This window comes from Aliishimia ponticola (genome assembly GCF_004803475.1).
In the GTDB taxonomy this organism is placed as follows: Bacteria; Pseudomonadota; Alphaproteobacteria; order Rhodobacterales; family Rhodobacteraceae; genus Aliishimia; species Aliishimia ponticola.
Genome location: NZ_SRKY01000002.1, coordinates 365,718 through 383,110, shown reverse-complemented (window position 1 = coordinate 383,110; position 17,393 = coordinate 365,718). Strand labels below are relative to the sequence as shown.

The following is a 17,393-nucleotide window of genomic DNA, read 5'->3' as shown; positions in this document are numbered from 1 at the left end:
GCCGGACTTGCCGCGTGCAGACACGTTGCCCGCGTCCGGGCCGTTATCCGGTGATGCGCAGCCCGACCCGCGCAAAGGCGGCAAGCGCCCGCTCCGCAATGTCGTCACACAGGCAAATAGCGTCAAAATACCGTTTCATGAAACTTTCCGCGTCGGGAGCCGCCTGAAGCAGCAGAGTCTTTTCGAACTCCGCCCACGACATGTCCCCCACCTCGACATGGAACCAAAGCAAGATGGCATGATAGGCGAAGAAATCCGGCATGGGGCGCTTCTTGTATTCGGCGATGGCCTCTTCCGGTCCCTTGGTCATCATCAGGAACATCGCCTTTGGCATGTGATACCAATCGGGGCAAAGCGGATCGAGGACGAGCGCGCGCTCGACCAGCGGCATCCCCTCATCCCACTGCGCGCGGCGCACAAAACACATGCCCAGCATTGCCAGCATATCCGAATGGCATGGGTTCAGCAGCAATGCCCGCTTTGCCGAGGCGCGAAAATCGACGAACCGCTTGGCATGAAAGTTGGCAAGAGCCAGCGCCAGATGCCCGGTCGCGCTGAGAGGGTCGCGCCGAACCGCCTGCACCGCATGTTGCGTCGCACGGTCCAGCTTTCGCGGGTCACCGACATCGGCTGTCATGGTTCTGAAGTTTTCGATTTCGATCATCGCAAGCGCGGCATGCGCGTCGGCCAGGCTGGGGTCTTGGGCGATCACTTATTCCAGACCCCCCGTGACCTCATCCCGGCCCGTTTGATCCAGTTGCGCGCCGCGCTCATAATACCGGGAAAGCCATGCATAACTGTGCCACTTGACGGATGCGGGCGCGCCCAGTTGACGCTGCGCATAACGCCCGATGGGACCATGTTCGACCCCGAAGCGCGCCGCGATACGCGCCACCAATTCATCTTGCACGTCATACATCTTGTTAGTGTCGCTGCGAATGTCGAACCGTTCCGTCGTCAGAACCTTGTCGGCAGCCGCGTCGATGATCTGGACATGCGCTTCGATCCGCGCATTGCGAATGCGGTAGCCGCCTTGCAAAACGAAATCGGGGCGAAAGCGCTGATAAATCTGCCGAATACTCAGCCCGACCAATTTCGCGTTCTCCGTCGTGGCGCGCGACATGACGGACAGCCCGCGGAACCGGGACAGTTCGGAAATAAGGCCTTCGGTCAGAGCAAGCCCCATGGATGCGCAATCCGCGCCCAGCCCGATGCACTCAAAGGGCAATACCGCGATACTAGGCCGATCAGACGGCTTGGCCTGCGGAAGTTCTTCGGCATCCATGGGCTGGGACGCAGCCTGCGCCGGGTCGGGCTGTTGCGAAACCGCGTAAAATACCGGCTCATACCGCCCCTTGGGAATGACGATGCGCAATAAGTCGCTTGCGCCGTCTTGCAGGTAATACTCCTCCAGCTTCTGGCGCAGCGCACGCGCCTGAACCCGAACGATGGTATCGGTCTGCGGATCGAAATTCGGCTCCTTGTCGAAGACTTCCAGCCCGATCGAATAGCCCTTCAGCCGGTCTGAATTCCCGGCAAGACTTTGTTCCACAACATAAATCAGAAAGCGGGAAAGGCGCGGCGCATTGCGAAACTGCCGACTGTCGGCAATCCGCGCCAGATGCGTGCGCACGATGTCGCCAGAGGGCACGGACATATGCCTTAAATCCAATATCGATCCCAACCTTCTCCCCGCCTCTACGGGGGTTTTACTCGGCTCCCATCCGAACGGATTCACCGTGAATCACTTTAAGTGTGTTAAGAAACGTATACATTACATGCTGAGGGTTGTTCGACGCCTCGCCGCATTCATACCAGTCGGAAAACCAACGCGCCACAAGGGGGCTTTGGTCGTAAATATTGCCCGTGGCAAGAGGCCACTTGCGTATGCGGCGCATCCAGCGAAGAACCCAGACCCTCGGAACAGGTGGGACACGTGACTGGGATAATCAAAAGACCGCAAGGCGATCCGCTACGCGAACAGCCTTCAATCGGGTCAAAAGCCGTGCCGCTGAGGCATCTGTCACCCAGCGCCGCTGGCCACATGCCCGAAATGAACCCGCAGCCGTGCAAAACCGACCAGTCCGAAGTGCTTTCGCTGTTCGCGCGTCATTCATTCGAACAGCACTTCCAGACGAACAGCACCTTGCTGCTTCATGGGGAACCTGCGGACGCGGTATACCTCGTTGCCTCTGGAACGGTCCGCTGTTGCACCATCGACGCGGACGGCAGTCGCCAGATCTTTTCCTTCCAGAGAAAAGGTGAGGTGGTTGGCATAACGGATATGGATTACTGGCATTTCACCGCCGAAGCGGTGGACCACGTCATCGTGAAATCCATGCCGAAATCAATTCTTGAACAAGAACTTGCCGTCAATGTTGCCCTGAGACACGAGATCAGAGCCTGGGTGCGCGGCCTTCTTGCGGAAAGAGAGCGGCAGTTGCTGATGCTGTCGAAGTCGAAAGGGCCGGATCGGCTGCTTCACTTCCTGCAGGATTACGCCGCCAAGCGCCCAACGTCCGGCTTCGTCGTGCTGCCCATGTGCCGGCGCGATATCGGCGACCATATCGGCCTGTCGACAGAGGCGGTAAGCCGCGCCTTCAGCCATCTCAAGCGAGCGGGGCTGATTGAGCTGAAATCCTGCGAAAAATACCGCATCGTCGACGATCCCAAGGGGAATTTGGCGGCCCTTCCCAACATCAAGCCTGTTTGATGCAACCGGGTCTGGGCCGTGCATACCGGGGCGATCGCAAATCCCGGCACTGCCACGTTTGACGCACCGGCCCACGCGCGGCGGCGCTAGCTGGCCTTGGCCTTACTGTTCTTGCGGGGCTTCTTCAGCGCCTCGAAACCGATAATCACGTCCAGAAGTTCAGAGGTAATACCGCTTTGTCGCAGCGTGTTCGCCTCTGCCTTCAGATCATCCAGCCGATCCTCGACCGATTGCTCTGCCTGGCTCATCAACGCAAGCCGCGCGGCATTTTCGGACACCATCGCCTCTGCCGATGCCTTGAACAGGGTCGAGAACAGATAGCCCCGGATCAGCGCCTGAAACAGTTCGGCAGGGGGCGCGGTAAAGGTGGGAAGCGTGCGCGAGGACCATGGCCGGGCCTGCAACTCGTGCAAGAGCGCCGTGTTCAACGGAAGAAGCGGCAGGATGTGCTGTTCCTGCGCGCCGCCATCGCTGCGGGCGGTATAGGCAAGATCGACGGCAATTTCAGCCGGAGCCGCATCGCGCCGGATGTCATCCAGATGCCGCGTCAGCGCATTTGCGAGCCGCCCGATCCCGTCAACGGAAGCCGGGGGCAGAAACAGACCGTCATGCAGGATCGACTGATCGGCAAGCGCATCGGCCATCTGCGCCCCAACACAAAGAACCGTCGGCCCGTCGCCGTCCCTGTCCTTGATCGACCGCGCGACCGTCGCCGCCAGCACCTCGTTGTAATTTCCGCACAGCCCATGATCGGAGCCAAAGACAACAAGCACATGCGCGCCCACGGCCCCGGGTGTCTCGCTTGCCCCGTCCATCAGGCCCGCCGCCCGGACGAAGGCATGCAGCCCGTCCTTGACGATCTGGTTATATGCCTCGATCGCTTGGCCCGCACGCTCATAGGGCGCAGAGTTGATGACCGACAGCGTCTTCATGGTGCGTACGACACTATGAATGCTCGACATGCTACCCATTTGGCGCGTCAGGTCTTCAAGCGTCTGTGGCATCTGGCCTCTCCATCGCTGCGCGCGCATGCTGCCCGATGGCCCGCATCCGGCGATGCGCCTCCTCGTCCAGCCCGGCCCCGTTCAGGATCGTTTCAGCAATGTCCGCCAGATCGCGGCGCGCCGCGCCCCGGATATGCTGCATGACCTTGTCGGCGCCGCCCTCCGCCAGCCCGTCCAGCGCCCCGTCATTTGCCGCCGTCAGAATGGCAAGCTGTTCCACCGCGCTCATCGGATCGCGTTCGGCTTGGCGCAGCGCAGTGCGCACCGCAGCGCCGCGGGTGAGCCGCGCGCGGGTCGCGTCATCCAACCGCGTGCCGAACCGGGCGAAATCTTCAAGCTCTTCAAACTGTGACAGGGTCACGCGCAGGTTGCCCGCCACCGACCGGAAGGCCGGGCTTTGCGCCTTGCCACCGACCCGGCTGACCGATTTGCCAAGATCGACGGCGGGAAACTGGTTCTTGCGCACAAGATGGGGCGACAAGTAGACCTGCCCATCGGTGATGGAGATAAGGTTGGTCGGGATATAGGCCGACAGGTTTTCCGCCTGCGTTTCAACGACCGCCAGCGCCGTGATCGACCCGCCACCAGCCGTTTCGGTGAACTGCCCCGCCCGTTCAAGAAGCCGGGCATGGATATAGAAAATGTCACCGGGGAATGCTTCGCGCCCCGGCGGACGGCGCAACAGCAGCGATAGCTCGCGGTAGGATCGGGCATGGTGCGTGAGATCGTCGAACACAAGCAAAACGTCCTTGCCCTGCCCCGAGAAATACTCCGCCATGGCCGTCGCGGCATAGGGCGCGACATAGGACAGGCCCGCCGCCTCTTCGTCCCCGGCCGCCATGACGATCGTCCGGTCCGTCAGACCGCCCGCGCGAATGGCGTTGATCACCTTGGCGACCGCGTCGCCCCGCTGACCGATGGCGCAATAGATGCAGATCACATCGGTGGATTTCTGGTTCAGGATCGCATCGACACAGATGGATGTCTTGCCCGTCTGCCGGTCACCGATCACCAACTGGCGCTGGCCAAGACCAATCGGCACCGCCGCATCGATGGCCTTGAGCCCGGTGGCCAAAGGCCGTGAAATTGCCCTGCGCGCAAGGATGTCAGGGGCTTCTGCCTCCACCGGGCGCAGCATGTCGGCTTTGGACGGGCCTTTACCATCGGTCGGATTGCCCAGCGCGTCCACGACCCGGCCCAACAGACCGTCACCGACCCATGTGCTGACGACGCGGTGCGATCTGAACACCCGCTCTCCAACCGCGACCCGGTCAGACGCGCCCAGCAAGACCACGCCCAACCGGCCCGGCTCAAGGTCAAGCACGATCCCCTGCACACCGCTTTCAAATTCCAGCACCTCGTCGGACAATGCCCGGTCCAGCCCGGAAACAACGGCGATCCCGTCACCCGCTTCGGCGACTTCGCCCACCTCGCTCAGGCGCGGCGCGGGCGATGGGCTTTGCAGCACCAGCTGCAACAGGTCGTCCGGCTCCATCGGGTGAATGTCGGCAGCGTTACGCATCGCGGTCACAGCTTCGCCTCAAGGGCGTTTGTCAGACGGTCCGTCACCAGCGTGTCCAAATCGTCGATATAGGTGTCCACCGTCCATGCCAGCTGCGCGCCGCCCACACGCAGGGCAAGCCCCGGCGATTGGGTGGCGTCGGTGTCAAAGCGCACGGCAATCCCGTCAAACCGATCTTGCAATACCGCGCGGATTTCCTGCTGGATCGATGGGTCCAGCGGCGCGCGGCTCAGGACCACGGCATCGGGCGCGCTGCCTGCCGCCTTTTTCAGATTGCCGTCCATCGTTTCGATCTGACCGGCAAGATGCGCTGCGATCCGCGCTTCAAGCGTTTCATCGGCCAAATCGAAGACCGCCTTGCGGGTCAGTTCCAACAGCGCCTGCCCGCCCGCGCGGTGCAGCTTTGTCACGAAGTTGCGCGTTTCGTCGTCGCGGTGGGTCGCCCATGCCGCGCGCTCGCGTTCGATCCGCTCGCGGGCCTCGGACAGCAGGGCGTCTTTCTCCTTTTGCGCGGCTCTGCGCTCCGCCTCTGACGCTGACGCCTGTTCGGACTGAAGCGCCGCCAACTGGTTTCGGTATTCGGTCTCAGCCCTGCTCGCCTCTTCCTTGGCGCGCGCCGCGACTTCCATCCGTGCGGTGATCTCTGCCTCGCGCGCGTCGATCCCATCAAGGATGGGCCGGTAGAGAAACCGTTTGAGCAGCCAGACAAGCACCAGAAAATTGGCAAGCTGTGCGGCAACTGTGATCCAGTCGATGGACATTGGCTTAGCCGCCCGCCGTCGCCGCGGCTTCCACGGCTGCATTCCAGAACGGGTTGGCGAAGATCAGGATCATGGCAACCACGAAACAGTAGATCGCTGTCGACTCGATCATCGCAAGGCTGACGAAGAGCGTGCGCGACAAGGTAGAAGCCGCGTCGGGTTGCTGCGCGATGGCATTCAACGCCGTGGACGCGGCCTTGCCTTCCCCCAGCGCCGGGCCAATGGCCCCGAAGGAGACGGTCAGCCCGGCGGTGAAAATGGAGATGGCACCAATGATGGCGAGGTCTGTCATGGAGTGTCCTCCTGTGGGTCTGAAGATTTTCGCGGCGCGGTCGCGCTCGATATGTAAACGGTGGCAAGGATGGCGAAGATGTAGGCCTGGATCATGCCGGTCAGCAGGCCAAGCAGGTCCATCACCACCGGAAAGAAGAACGGCGCGACGGTCAGCAGGATGGCCGCGATGACCGCGCCGCTCATGATGTTGCCGTAAAGACGGATCGCGAGGGAAATGCCGCGTGAGAATTCCGAAATGATGTTGAACGGCAGCATGATGAAGGAAGGTTGCAGATAGGTCATGAGATAGCCCCCAAGCCCCCGGCTGGTGATGCCGAACAGCGGGACAGCCACCAGAACGGACAGCGCCAGCGCCGTGGTCGTGGACAAGGATGATGTCGGCGGCTCGAACCCGGGAACGACCAACAGCAGATTGGACGCCGCAACGAACAGAAACAGCGTGCCTGCGAAGTAGATCAGATGCCGCGATGGCCCGCCCGCGATCTCTTCGATCTGGCCCTGGATCGTCTGCACGATGACCTCCAGCGTGGTGCGCCAGCGGTTCGGCGGCACGTCGGCGCGCAGATTTCGGGTGATGATCATGGAGGCCACGGTCAGCACCGCCATCACGATCCACGTGTAGAAAATGGTCGCGTTCACCGCAAAGCCCCATAGGGTTAACATGGTGATTTCGTCGGGCGACAATGTCATTTCGGGCTGCCCTCTGGCTGCGGGGCGCGGGCGATGACCGTTGCGATATGGCGGCACAGGAAAAAGGCCAGACCATATCCGGCAAAGCCCCAAGGCCCGACATGGGTCGCCACAAGCCAGCCCGCCCCAAGAAGGGCCGAAATCCGCAGCGCCGCGCTGATTGCCAGCGTTCTCACCGCGTGTCCGCCCTGCAAGGCGCGCCGCATACCAAGGGCCAGTCCCGCGAAGAACACCACGCTCATGGCGATGCCAGCAGCGCCGCCGATTCCGAACGCGGCCCAATCCAATGCGATCATTCCTCGCCTCCTTCCTTGCTGACCCATGCGCCAGCGATGAATGCCCCGATCACCACGCCGCCAAGGATCAGGGCGATGGTCCACGAAAAGCGTTGCGGCGCGGCATGGTCCAGCCACAGCCCCAGAAACGCCCCGCCCACTGTCGGCACCGCGATGGACCAGCCGATCATCCCGAACGTCCCGATGCCACGCAGCGGGCTGGGGCCCGGATGATCGCGCGAGGATTTCATGCGCTTTGCGTGCCGCGCGATGTCTTCGGCGGGTTTGTCTGGATCGCGGCTCATACTGCCGACCTTTGCAATTCGGCGAAGCGGCGCACCATGTCGGCCTCCAGCCGGGATAGCGCCGACCGGGCCTGCCGCTCTTCCTCGTCCATCTGCACAAAGCTGGTCTTCACCGTCTGCTGGAGACTGCTCAGATCGTCGCCCCGCACCCCGCGCAGCACGGCCACCGAAACCTTGTGCCCCTTTTTGACCAGCAGCCCTTCATCGAGGCCAAAAATCTCTTCCGAGCCATCGGCCAGGTGCAGCGTCATCACCGACGGCACCAGCGCGGTGACGAAATCGACATGGTTCGGCAAGATGCCAAAGGCGCCGGTCGGGGCCACCCCCGTGAGACGCGCGGCGCGCCCTTCGAACAGCGTCGCCATTGGCAGGCGCAAGGTCACGGTCATGTCGGGCGCCATGCTCATGCGGCGTCCTCCAGCTCTGCCAGCCCGCCGATCATGTAATACGCGCTTTCGGGAAGCGGGAAGTCGGTCTGATTCAGGATGGTTTCACACCCGTCGAGCGTTTCTGCGATGGGCACGGTCCTGCCCTTCTGGGTGCTGAAGGCTTCGGTGGTCACGAATGGCTGCGTCAGGAACCGTTCAAGCCGCCGTGCCCGCGCCACGGTCAACCGGTCGGCGGATGACAGTTCTTCCAGCCCCAGCATCGCGATGATGTCGCGCAATTCGTCATAGGCGGCGAGCGTTCCGCGCACCGCCCGCGCAATGTCATAGTGCCGTTGCCCAATCACCGAAGGCGTCAACATGACCGAAGTCGATGCCAGCGGATCGACCGCCGGATAAAGCCCCTCGCTCGCCCGTTTGCGGGACAGGACGACCGATGCCGACAGATGCGAAAAGATATGCGCCGCCGCCGGATCTGTGAAATCATCGGCGGGCACATACACGGCCTGGATAGAGGTAATCGCCCCGCGCGAAGTGGACGTGATCCGTTCCTGAAGCGCCGCAAGTTCGGTCGCGAGTGTCGGCTGATAACCCACGCGCGATGGCATCCGGCCCATCAAGCCAGACACTTCGGAACCGGCCTGCACAAAGCGAAAGATATTGTCGATCAGCAAGAGCACGTCCTGCTGTTTCTCATCCCGGAAATACTCCGCCATGGTCAGGGCCGTATTGCCAATCAGAAACCGCACGCCGGGCGCTTCGTTCATCTGGCCGAACAGCATCACGGTCTTTTCGCGCACGCCTGCTTCGCCCATCTCGCGGTAAAGCTCTTCGGCTTCCCGCGATCGCTCGCCGATGCCGCAAAAAAGGCTGACCCCCTTGTGATGCTGAACCGTGTTGTTGATCAGCTCCGTGATCAGAACGGTCTTGCCCACGCCCGCGCCGCCGAAAAGTCCCGTCTTGCCGCCGCGTTCGATGGGCGACAGCAAATCGATTGCCTTGATTCCGGTTTCCAGGAACGCGGAATGCACGATCCGTTCGCTTAACCGTGGCGGCGGCTGATGGATGGATCGGCGCAACTGCGCGTCGGGCGCCGGGCGTCCATCGATCGGAGCGCCGAACACGTCCAGCATCCGCCCCAACACGGCCTCGCCCACCGGCACCTCGATCGGTCCGCCCGTGGCCTGCACCGGCATACCAAGGCTCAGACCGCGGACCGGCGCCATCGCCATGGCACGCACCGTCCGAGCGCCAATCAGCGCCGACACCTCAAGCGCGACCTCCCCGGCATACAGCAAATCGTGGATACGCGGCACCGCGCCCTCAAACGCGACATCGACGATGCCGCCGCGAATGGCGACGATCACGCCATCGGTCGCCGCCTCGGGCTGTGCAGCAGCGGCCCCCATGGTCAAGCGCGGTCTCCGTCGCTGCGCGTCACGCGCGTTCCCGCAACGCCGTTCAAAATATCCAGCGCATCGCCAAGCTGCCCGATCCCGGCAAAGCCGCCCAGCGCCGCGAAATCGCACGCGGCTTTCAGCTTTGGTCCCATTGATCCTGCGGGCAGTGCCATGGTTTTTCCGTCCTCTGGTGACAGTCTTTCAATCGCTTCGGCACCATCGGACCCGAAATTCGCGTAGACTGCTTTGACATCGGTCAAAAGAAGCAGCGCATCCGCACCGATATCTGCCGCAAGAAGAGCGCTTGCCGCGTCTTTGTCGATCACGGCCTCGACCCCCAGCATCGACCCGTCATTGCGCCGCATTACCGGAATCCCCCCGCCGCCTGCGCAAATGACCGTGACGCCCTGATCCAGCAGCAAACGCAGCACACGTAGATCCGGAATTTCGATGGGCGCGGGTGACGGTACGACCCGCCGCCAATGGTCGCCATCCTGCGCAATATGCCAACCGGCAGCTTTCGCGCGGGCTTCGGCCTCTTCCCGGGAATAGACCGGCCCCACGAATTTTGTCGGGTTCCGGAACGCAGGGTCTGCGGGGTCGACGACAACCTGTGTCAGCAGGGTGGCGACCGCATGATCGTGGCCCAGCGCGTTTTCCAACTCCTGCTCGATCAGATAGCCGATCATGCCCTCGGTCTCGGCCCCCAATACATCCAGCGGGTAGCTTTCATCCGGCTTGTATGCAGCCCCTTGCAGCGCCAGAAGCCCCACCTGCGGGCCGTTCCCATGGGTAACGATCAGCGTATGGCCCGCGCGGACCACCGCCGCCAAGGCCTGCGCGGCGACCCGCACATTGGCGCGTTGCCGTTCGGCTGTCAGCGGGTCGCTCCGCCGCAGCAACGCATTGCCCCCAATCGCTGCGACAACCAGCATCTCAATCCCCCAAAGTTGCGACCAGAACAGCCTTGATCGTGTGCATCCGGTTTTCCGCCTGATCAAAGACGATGGAGGCGGGGCTTTCGAAGACCTCTTCCGTGACCTCCATCGCGTCCAGACCGAATTCCGCCTTGATCTGCGCCCCGACAGAGGTTTCGGCATTATGGAACGCAGGCAGGCAGTGCATGAAGCGGGCGCGCGGGTTGCCGGTTCGCGCCATCACATCCGCCGTGACCTGATAGGGCTTCAGAAGTGCGATCCTCTCGGCCCATTTCTCTTTCGGCTCGCCCATCGACACCCACACGTCGGTATAGATGAAATCGGCCCCCTGCACGGCTGCGTCCACATCTTCCGTCAGGGTCAGACGTGCCCCAGTATCGGCCGCAGTCGCCTTGGCCTCGTCAACGATGCTTTGGTCCGGCCAGCACGCCTTGGGCGCACATAGCCGCACATCCATGCCCATCTTCGCCCCGCCAATCAGCAGGCTGTCACCCATGTTGTTGCCCGCGTCCCCCAGAAAGGCGAAGGCCACCTGATGCAGCGGCTTCTCGACATGTTCCTGCATCGTCAGGAAATCCGCGAGGATTTGCGTCGGATGAAATTCATCGGTCAGCCCGTTATAGACCGGCACACCGGAATATTCCGCCAACTGATCGACCACGCTTTGGCCAAAGCCGCGATATTCGATCGCATCATATATCCGGCCCAGAACCCGTGCTGTGTCTTTGACGGTCTCCTTGTGGCCGATATGCGATCCCGTCGGCCCCAGATAGGTGACGCGCGCGCCCTGATCGAAAGCGGCGACTTCGAAGCCGACCCGCGTTCGGGTGCTGTCCTTCTCGAAGATCAGCGCGATATCCTTGCCTTGCAGACGCGGCTGTTCGGTCCCGGCATATTTCGCCGCTTTCAGGTCCGCCGCCAGCTTGAGCAAAAAGGCGATCTCGCGCGGGGTGAAATCGCGCAGCGTCAGGAAATGTCGGTTCTTGAGGTTATACGCCATTCGATGTCCTTTCAGGTTCAGACCGCGTCGCGGATGGTGGGACAACTCATGCAATGGCCGCCGCCCCGGCCCCGGCCCAGTTCGGCGCCGGGAATGGCCAGAACCTTGATGCCAACCGCTTCCAGCGCCGCATTGGTATCATCGTTGCGGTCATACCCGATGACCACGCCCGGCCGGAGCGCCAGCACATTGTTCCCGTCGTTCCATTGCTCGCGGGAGCGCTCTTCCTTGGTGGCACCGCCTGTCGGCACGATGGTCAGACGCTTGAAGCCGAGCACTTCGGCGACGATCTCGAAGATCGGGCGGGTGTCGTGGCGAAACTGCAAGGGCGCGGCCCCCTCGCCGGGACGGATGTCATAGCAGGTCAATTCGTCCGCGACTTCCTTGAAGGTGGTCACAACATCGCCGCCACATAGCGTGAAGATCGTATCCAGATGCATCGCCGCGCGCGATTTCGGGATCGCAAAGGCCAGCACGCGCTGCGCCGCGCCGGTGTCGAACAGCGCCTCGGCCAATTGCCCGATACCCTGGGGCGATGACCGCTCGCCCATGCCGACAAGCACGGTGCCATCCCCCACTGGCATGATGTCCCCGCCTTCGACCGTCGCGCGCCCGTGGCCGACCGTTGGATCGCCGAAATGGATCGTCGTCCGTCCGGCAAATTTGGGGTGATACTTGTAGATCGCGGTGTTCAGCAGCGTTTCGGGTCTTCGGGCGGGCCAGAACATCGGGTTCACCGAGACCCCATTGAAAATCCACGCGGAATTGTCGCGGGTGAACAGCGCGTTTGGCAGTGGCGGCAGGATGAAGCCGTGAAGGCCAAGGTAACTGCCGAACAGGCCCGACGGCGCAAAGGGCAAGTCATCGGCGGCCAATCCGCCCAGCAGATATTCAGCCAATTGCGCGGCAGGCAATTCGTCCATCCACGCGCGCAGTTCTGGCAGCATACCCACACCGACCTGATCGGGTGTGATCCTGTTATCCAGTATCCAGTTGCGGCCATCGGGAATGTCCAATGTCTCTGCCAGCAGATCATTCACGTCGAGAACCTCGACCCCCTCGTCCCGCATCGTCTGCGCAAAAATGTCATGGTCCTTCTGCGCCTGCTTGACCCAGAACACGTCATCGAACAGCAGATCCTTGCAATTATCCGGTGTCAGTCGGCGATGCGCCAATCCCGGACGGCAGATGATGACCTGCCGCAAGATGCCGGTTTCGGAGTACACGCCAAGGGGATGCTCATTCATTTCGGAGTCTCCATCAAACAAGCGCCGCGATGCTCAGCGCAGCGGTAATGAACACGATCAGGATCAGAAGAAGCGGCCAGATGAAGACGAGCCAGCGGTCATAAGACACCCGCCCGATCGCAAGGCCGCCGATCACGACGGCAAAGGTCGGATTGATCAGGTTCACCAGCCCGTTCGCGGATTGATAGGCGGTGACGACAAGCCCACGCTCTGCCCCCGCGAAATCGGCAAGCGGCGCAAGGATCGGCATCGACAACACCGCCAGCCCCGAAGAGGATGGCACGAAAAAGCTCATGCCCACTTCGATCCAGAACATCAGGTTGATGAAGGCAAGATCACCCAGCCCGGCAAGCGATTGTTCTGCGCTGTGCAGGATCGTGTCGGCGATCCGGCCGTTTTCCATGATGACCACGATGCCCCGGGCAAGCCCGACCACCAGTGCCACGCCCAAAAGATCGCGCGCGCCATCCACGAAATTTCCGGTCAGCTGTTTCTCTCCCATCCGGGCGATCAGACCGATCACGATGGCGGACCCAAGAAACAGGGACCCCATCCGCGCCATCCACCAGCCTTGAGTGGAGACGCCCCAGATCATGACGGCGAAGGTCAGCCCGAAGATGGTCAAGACGATGGATTGCCGGCCCGTCAGCGCCGTGGCCCCGGCCCCGTCCGGCTGGTCCTGCAAAAACACCGCGCGATGCGCCGCGACCTGACTGGCCACGACAGAGCGCGAAATATCCGCCTTCACCCACGCGGCATAGCGCATGACGTAAGCCGCGCAGATGATCAGCCCGCCGATCAGGATCACGAAACGCAACACGATCCCGTCGGTGAACGGCACACCCGCCGCATTCGACGCGATCACCGTGGCAAACGGGTTGATCGTGGAGCCGAGAACGCCAATGCCAGCCCCGACCAGAATGATGGCAACGCCTGTGACCGCGTCATACCCCGCCGCGATCATGATCGGGATCAGAATGGCATAGAAGGCCAGCGTTTCCTCGGCCATGCCATAGGTCGTCCCGCCCAGCGCAAAAAGCGACATCAAGATCGGGATCATCCAGATTTCCCGGCCCTGCAATCGCCGCATCACCGCGCGAATGCCGGTGTCGATGGCGCCGGTCGCGTTCACGATGCCAAGAAACCCGCCCAGAAACAGAACGAACAGCGCAACGTCGATCGCATTCGCGGCATAGCTGTCAGGATCGTAAAAACCCGCTGTCGGGGCCAGCATGACATCCCAGACCCCCTGCGGATTGGGAGCGACCTCTTGGTATGTCCCGACCACCGCGACTTCGCGCCCCACATTGTCATCCATGACACGGTCATAGCTGCCCGCCGGGATGATCCATGTCAGCGCAGCCACCAGAAGGATCAGCAGAAACAGGATTGTATAAGCGGTTGGAAAGCGCGACTCGGTTTGCTGCGGCGCGCTGTTCTGGCTCGATGTGGAATCCGACATGATGTTTGCCTCCGTTCGGCGGCCGATCCGGACCCACAAGGTCGCAAGGATTGGCCGGAAACCTGCCCAAACAGTGTCAGGACAAGGCCGGGCGCGATTGACCTTCGTCAATCTGCGGATGGCACGGGGCCGCGATCCTCGCGAATGCACTGGCCGATTGACGCATATCAAACACTTCTGCCGACCGCCGCGTATCATCCTTGCGAATGACTGCCGCCGAAGGACGGGGTGATATGACGACGCAAGAGGAGGAAATGTCCCGCAAGCTGGGTCTGGGACCACACCGCAAATGGATGCCGTGGCGCACGCTTCTGGCTGTTGGCCTCGTCGCGCTGGGTATAATCGGCTGGGCCGTCTACGCGCGGCTCGGCGCTGACCAGAATGTCAGATATATCACTGAACCGGTGACCCGGTCCGATCTTGAGGTCGTGGTCTCGGCCAATGGCACGGTCGAACCGACAGACATGTTCGAAGTGTCGAGCGAGCTTTCCGGAACAATCCGTGCCGTGCATGTCGATTTCAACGATTTCGTAGAGAAAGGCGAAGTTCTTGCCGAACTCGACGTGGCGCGGCTGGAGGCAACGCTGGCGCTGGAACGGGCCTCGCTCGCCTCGGCGGAGGCCAATGTCGCGACCGCCGAAGCCAATCTTGTGGAAGCCAAGGCCGCCTATGAGCGCGGGATCGAACTGGAAAAGCGCGGGATTTCATCGCGGCAGGATTTCGACGCGAAAGAGGCTGCGTTTTTGAGTGCTGGCGCACAGGTCAAGTCGGCCAATGCATTGCGCGATGTGGCACAAGCAAGCGTCGCACTGGCAGAGGTGGATCTTGCGGCGGCTTCCATCCGCTCTCCGGTGAAGGGCGTGGTACTGGACCGCGCATATGACCCGGGCCAGATCGTCGCCGCCACCTTGTCGGCGCCCGTGCTTTTCACCATCGCAGAAGACCTCACCCGGATGGAGCTGGAGGTCGCCATTGACGAGGCCGATATCGGGTCGGTCGAAATTGGCCAGACCGCGAGCTTTACGGTCGATGCCTATGACGACCGGGAATTCAGCGCCGAGATTTCGCAAGTGCGGCTGGCGCCTGAAACGCTGGACGGTGTTGTGACCTATATGGGCATCCTGATCGTGCAGAATACCGACATGGCGCTGCGTCCGGGGATGACGGCGACTGCGGATATCACCGTCGCATCGATCAAGGACGCGCTTACCGTGCCGAATGCCGCGCTGCGGTTCAGCCCGCCGCAAGAGACCGAAGCCAGCGACAGTTCCGGTTCCGGTCTGGTCGGGATGGTCATGCCCCGCGCGCCCTCCGGCAAGGCCAAATCAGGCACCCATGGGCGCAGCGTTTGGGTGTTGCGGGACGGCGTACCGGTAGAGATCGACGTGGAGATCGGCGACAGCAATGGCAACCAGACGGTGATCCTGTCCGGCGATCTTGGCGAAGGCGACATGGTGATCGTGGACCGCATCGATGGCGACTGATCCTGCGCCCACGCTGATCGAATTGCGCGATGTCTACCGGATCTACGGCCATGGCGAGGCCGAGGTGCGCGCCTTGGATGGCGTGTCTTTCAAGATCACCACGGGGGAGTTCGTTGCCATCATGGGCCCATCGGGCAGCGGCAAATCCACCGCGATGAACGTCCTGGGCTGCCTCGACCGTCCAACGCGCGGGCACTACCTTTTCAATGGGGTAGAGGTCGGCGGCCTTGACCGGGACCAGCGCGCGCTTCTCCGGCGGCACTACCTTGGCTTCATCTTTCAGGGCTACAACCTGCTGCCGCGCACCACCGCGCTGCAAAATGTGGAACTTCCGTTGATCTACAAGGGCATCGGGCGCGCGGAACGCGAAGCGCGGGCGCTGGCGGCGCTGGACCGGGTCGGTTTGGCCAAGCGGTCGCATCATGAACCCTCGGAACTGTCGGGCGGCCAACAACAGCGCGTCGCCATTGCGCGGGCGCTGGCGAGCGATCCAAAGGTCATTCTTGCCGACGAGCCGACCGGAAACCTCGACACCAGACGATCCGAGGAGATCATGGAGTTGTTGCAGGAACTGAACCGGCGCGAAGGGCTGACGATCGTGATGGTCACCCATGAAGATGACATGGCCGAATTTGCCGACCGGCTGATCTGGATGGTGGATGGACAGGTCGAATTCGATCGACCCACCCGCAAGGGAGCCGCCTGATGCTGTGGGAAACCTTCAAACTGGCGCTGCAAGCCATCCGCCGCAACACCATGCGGTCTTTCCTGACGGTTCTGGGGGTCGTCATCGGCGTCGCGGCTGTGATTGCAATGGTGACAATCGGGGCGGGATCATCCGCGCAGGTGACGGCGGATGTGGAAACGCTGGGTGCGAATCGCCTGATGCTGTCGCCGGGGCAAAACCGTATGGGGCCGGGCAGCGGCAGTTCCTCTGCGCGCCCCTTCGATCTGTCCGATATCGACAAGATCGTCGAGCAGTTGGGCAGCATCGGTGTCGCCGTGCCCACCGCAACCGATCAATTGGTCGCCGTGTTCGGGAATGAAAACTATCAGACCAGCGTGACCGGCACTGATTCCGGCTATCTGACACTTTCGGAATGGGAACTTTCCTCCGGGCGGGGCTTTACCGACGCGGAAGAGCGTGGCCGGTCGGTCTGCATTCTGGGCCAGACCGTCGTGGATGAGCTGTTCGGCAGTGTCTCCCCCGTGGGCGAGGATATCCGTCTGGGAACTTTAAGCTGCGAGGTGATCGGCGTGCTGGAACCGAAAGGCGCGTCCACCTTCGGCACAGATCAGGATGATGTCATTATCATCCCGTTCCGAACCTATGCCCGCCGCATTGCAGGCACGATGGACGTTCCGATGATATCTTTGATGATGCGCGATGGCGTCTCGACAGATCGCGCGGTGAACGATCTGACCGCCCTGATGCGCGAAATTCGCCGGATCGGTGCGAGCGACGAGGACGACTTCACCATCAACACGATGGAGCAGCTTTCCGCTATGCTTTCCGGCATCAGTTCCGTCCTGACCGGCCTGTTGTCGGCGGTGGCAGGGGTGTCCCTTTTGGTCGGCGGGATCGGGATCATGAACATCATGCTGGTATCCGTGACCGAACGCACGCGCGAAATCGGTATCCGCATGGCTGTCGGCGCGCAGTCGGGCCAGGTTCTCCTGCAGTTTCTGGTCGAGGCCATCGTTCTGTCATCCATCGGCGGGCTGCTCGGGATCATTCTGGGCATGGCGCTTGGTTTTGTCGGTGCAAACGCGCTTAACGTGCCATTCATCCCGGACCCGAGTATCATCTTGATCGCTTTCGCGTTCTCGGCTGCGGTCGGTGTCGTCTTTGGGTATTTCCCCGCCCGGTCGGCGGCGCGGCTCGACCCGATCGAAGCGCTGCGACACTAGC

General features: G+C 62.0%; 19 protein-coding genes. 4 read left to right on the top strand and 15 right to left on the bottom strand.

What is annotated here, in order from left to right; genetic code table 11:
* Positions 1-43: 43 nt before the first annotated feature.
* On the bottom strand, positions 44-712 hold the full coding sequence (locus tag E4Z66_RS08225) for a tetratricopeptide repeat protein (protein WP_136462517.1): 669 nt from the start codon (positions 710-712) through the stop codon (positions 44-46).
* Positions 713-1,657 carry a hypothetical protein gene (locus E4Z66_RS08220; protein WP_136462516.1) on the bottom strand — a complete coding sequence of 315 codons (945 nt, stop codon included), beginning with the start codon at positions 1,655-1,657 and terminating at the stop codon, positions 713-715. It lies immediately after the preceding gene.
* A gap of 387 nt (positions 1,658-2,044) precedes the next feature.
* Between E4Z66_RS08220 and E4Z66_RS08215 the strand changes: the two genes are divergently transcribed.
* Positions 2,045-2,713, top strand: a complete 669-nt coding sequence (locus E4Z66_RS08215; protein WP_136462515.1) for a Crp/Fnr family transcriptional regulator — start codon at positions 2,045-2,047, stop codon at positions 2,711-2,713.
* A gap of 86 nt (positions 2,714-2,799) precedes the next feature.
* Here the strand turns inward: E4Z66_RS08215 and E4Z66_RS08210 are convergent, their stop codons facing one another.
* Genes E4Z66_RS08210 through E4Z66_RS08150 form a run of 13 tightly spaced genes read right to left on the bottom strand, consistent with a single transcriptional unit; the run spans position 2,800 to position 13,997 of the window.
* The gene (locus E4Z66_RS08210; protein WP_136462514.1) at positions 2,800-3,717 is read right to left on the bottom strand and encodes a F0F1 ATP synthase subunit gamma; all 918 of its coding nucleotides are present in this window, start codon (positions 3,715-3,717) and stop codon (positions 2,800-2,802) included.
* The gene (locus tag E4Z66_RS08205; protein ID WP_136462513.1) at positions 3,701-5,239 is read right to left on the bottom strand and encodes a F0F1 ATP synthase subunit alpha; all 1,539 of its coding nucleotides are present in this window, start codon (positions 5,237-5,239) and stop codon (positions 3,701-3,703) included. The genes E4Z66_RS08210 and E4Z66_RS08205 overlap by 17 nt, the downstream gene beginning before the upstream one ends.
* Positions 5,240-5,244: 5 nt before the next feature.
* Positions 5,245-6,000 (bottom strand): F0F1 ATP synthase subunit B family protein, encoded by a 756-nt coding sequence (locus E4Z66_RS08200; protein ID WP_136462512.1) that lies wholly within the window; start codon positions 5,998-6,000, stop codon positions 5,245-5,247.
* A gap of 4 nt (positions 6,001-6,004) precedes the next feature.
* A complete protein-coding gene (locus E4Z66_RS08195; protein ID WP_136462511.1) occupies positions 6,005-6,292 on the bottom strand; it encodes a F0F1 ATP synthase subunit C in 288 nt (95 codons plus the stop codon).
* Positions 6,289-6,984 (bottom strand): F0F1 ATP synthase subunit A, encoded by a 696-nt coding sequence (locus E4Z66_RS08190; protein WP_136462510.1) that lies wholly within the window; start codon positions 6,982-6,984, stop codon positions 6,289-6,291. The genes E4Z66_RS08195 and E4Z66_RS08190 overlap by 4 nt, the downstream gene beginning before the upstream one ends.
* The gene (locus tag E4Z66_RS08185) at positions 6,981-7,280 is read right to left on the bottom strand and encodes an ATP synthase subunit AtpR (protein WP_136462509.1); all 300 of its coding nucleotides are present in this window, start codon (positions 7,278-7,280) and stop codon (positions 6,981-6,983) included. The genes E4Z66_RS08190 and E4Z66_RS08185 overlap by 4 nt, the downstream gene beginning before the upstream one ends.
* Positions 7,277-7,564, bottom strand: a complete 288-nt coding sequence (locus tag E4Z66_RS08180; RefSeq protein WP_136462508.1) for an AtpZ/AtpI family protein — start codon at positions 7,562-7,564, stop codon at positions 7,277-7,279. Before E4Z66_RS08180 ends, E4Z66_RS08185 begins: the two co-directional genes overlap by 4 nt.
* Positions 7,561-7,971 (bottom strand): ATPase, encoded by a 411-nt coding sequence (locus tag E4Z66_RS08175; protein ID WP_136462507.1) that lies wholly within the window; start codon positions 7,969-7,971, stop codon positions 7,561-7,563. The genes E4Z66_RS08180 and E4Z66_RS08175 overlap by 4 nt, the downstream gene beginning before the upstream one ends.
* On the bottom strand, positions 7,968-9,359 hold the full coding sequence (gene atpD / locus E4Z66_RS08170; RefSeq protein WP_136463063.1) for a F0F1 ATP synthase subunit beta: 1,392 nt from the start codon (positions 9,357-9,359) through the stop codon (positions 7,968-7,970). The genes E4Z66_RS08175 and atpD overlap by 4 nt, the downstream gene beginning before the upstream one ends.
* Before the next feature lie 2 nt (positions 9,360-9,361).
* On the bottom strand, positions 9,362-10,285 hold the full coding sequence (gene arcC, locus E4Z66_RS08165; protein WP_136462506.1) for a carbamate kinase: 924 nt from the start codon (positions 10,283-10,285) through the stop codon (positions 9,362-9,364).
* 1 nt (position 10,286) lies between these two features.
* Complete coding sequence (locus E4Z66_RS08160; RefSeq protein WP_136462505.1) at positions 10,287-11,288, bottom strand: ornithine carbamoyltransferase; 1,002 nt, start codon at positions 11,286-11,288, stop codon at positions 10,287-10,289.
* 17 nt (positions 11,289-11,305) lie between these two features.
* Positions 11,306-12,535, bottom strand: coding sequence for an arginine deiminase (locus E4Z66_RS08155; RefSeq protein ID WP_136462504.1), 1,230 nt, complete (start codon positions 12,533-12,535; stop codon positions 11,306-11,308).
* A gap of 13 nt (positions 12,536-12,548) precedes the next feature.
* Positions 12,549-13,997, bottom strand: coding sequence for a YfcC family protein (locus E4Z66_RS08150; RefSeq protein ID WP_136462503.1), 1,449 nt, complete (start codon positions 13,995-13,997; stop codon positions 12,549-12,551).
* Between the two features lie 233 nt (positions 13,998-14,230).
* Between E4Z66_RS08150 and E4Z66_RS08145 the strand changes: the two genes are divergently transcribed.
* From E4Z66_RS08145 to E4Z66_RS08135, 3 genes are read left to right on the top strand one after another with little or no spacing between them, the layout of a single operon-like run.
* Positions 14,231-15,481 carry an efflux RND transporter periplasmic adaptor subunit gene (locus tag E4Z66_RS08145; protein WP_136462502.1) on the top strand — a complete coding sequence of 417 codons (1,251 nt, stop codon included), beginning with the start codon at positions 14,231-14,233 and terminating at the stop codon, positions 15,479-15,481.
* Positions 15,471-16,187 carry an ABC transporter ATP-binding protein gene (locus tag E4Z66_RS08140; RefSeq protein WP_136462501.1) on the top strand — a complete coding sequence of 239 codons (717 nt, stop codon included), beginning with the start codon at positions 15,471-15,473 and terminating at the stop codon, positions 16,185-16,187. The genes E4Z66_RS08145 and E4Z66_RS08140 overlap by 11 nt, the downstream gene beginning before the upstream one ends.
* Positions 16,187-17,392: an ABC transporter permease gene (locus E4Z66_RS08135; RefSeq protein WP_136462500.1), complete on the top strand. Its 1,206-nt coding sequence runs from the start codon at positions 16,187-16,189 to the stop codon at positions 17,390-17,392. Before E4Z66_RS08140 ends, E4Z66_RS08135 begins: the two co-directional genes overlap by 1 nt.
* Position 17,393: the final 1 nt, after the last annotated feature.

What these genes read in the sequence shown, in the direction of transcription:
- E4Z66_RS08220 (WP_136462516.1), bottom strand. Translation starts at nt 1,657, where the DNA reads ATGTCCGTGCCCTCTGGCGACATCGTGCGCACGCATCTGGCGCGGATT.
- E4Z66_RS08215 (WP_136462515.1), top strand. Translation starts at nt 2,045, where the DNA reads ATGCCCGAAATGAACCCGCAGCCGTGCAAAACCGACCAGTCCGAAGTG.
- E4Z66_RS08210 (WP_136462514.1), bottom strand. Translation starts at nt 3,717, where the DNA reads ATGCCACAGACGCTTGAAGACCTGACGCGCCAAATGGGTAGCATGTCG.
- E4Z66_RS08205 (WP_136462513.1), bottom strand. Translation starts at nt 5,239, where the DNA reads ATGCGTAACGCTGCCGACATTCACCCGATGGAGCCGGACGACCTGTTG.
- E4Z66_RS08200 (WP_136462512.1), bottom strand. Translation starts at nt 6,000, where the DNA reads ATGTCCATCGACTGGATCACAGTTGCCGCACAGCTTGCCAATTTTCTG.
- E4Z66_RS08195 (WP_136462511.1), bottom strand. Translation starts at nt 6,292, where the DNA reads ATGACAGACCTCGCCATCATTGGTGCCATCTCCATTTTCACCGCCGGG.
- E4Z66_RS08190 (WP_136462510.1), bottom strand. Translation starts at nt 6,984, where the DNA reads ATGACATTGTCGCCCGACGAAATCACCATGTTAACCCTATGGGGCTTT.
- E4Z66_RS08185 (WP_136462509.1), bottom strand. Translation starts at nt 7,280, where the DNA reads ATGATCGCATTGGATTGGGCCGCGTTCGGAATCGGCGGCGCTGCTGGC.
- E4Z66_RS08180 (WP_136462508.1), bottom strand. Translation starts at nt 7,564, where the DNA reads ATGAGCCGCGATCCAGACAAACCCGCCGAAGACATCGCGCGGCACGCA.
- E4Z66_RS08175 (WP_136462507.1), bottom strand. Translation starts at nt 7,971, where the DNA reads ATGAGCATGGCGCCCGACATGACCGTGACCTTGCGCCTGCCAATGGCG.
- atpD (WP_136463063.1), bottom strand. Translation starts at nt 9,359, where the DNA reads ATGGGGGCCGCTGCTGCACAGCCCGAGGCGGCGACCGATGGCGTGATC.
- arcC (WP_136462506.1), bottom strand. Translation starts at nt 10,285, where the DNA reads ATGCTGGTTGTCGCAGCGATTGGGGGCAATGCGTTGCTGCGGCGGAGC.
- E4Z66_RS08160 (WP_136462505.1), bottom strand. Translation starts at nt 11,288, where the DNA reads ATGGCGTATAACCTCAAGAACCGACATTTCCTGACGCTGCGCGATTTC.
- E4Z66_RS08155 (WP_136462504.1), bottom strand. Translation starts at nt 12,535, where the DNA reads ATGAATGAGCATCCCCTTGGCGTGTACTCCGAAACCGGCATCTTGCGG.
- E4Z66_RS08150 (WP_136462503.1), bottom strand. Translation starts at nt 13,997, where the DNA reads ATGTCGGATTCCACATCGAGCCAGAACAGCGCGCCGCAGCAAACCGAG.
- E4Z66_RS08145 (WP_136462502.1), top strand. Translation starts at nt 14,231, where the DNA reads ATGACGACGCAAGAGGAGGAAATGTCCCGCAAGCTGGGTCTGGGACCA.
- E4Z66_RS08140 (WP_136462501.1), top strand. Translation starts at nt 15,471, where the DNA reads ATGGCGACTGATCCTGCGCCCACGCTGATCGAATTGCGCGATGTCTAC.
- E4Z66_RS08135 (WP_136462500.1), top strand. Translation starts at nt 16,187, where the DNA reads ATGCTGTGGGAAACCTTCAAACTGGCGCTGCAAGCCATCCGCCGCAAC.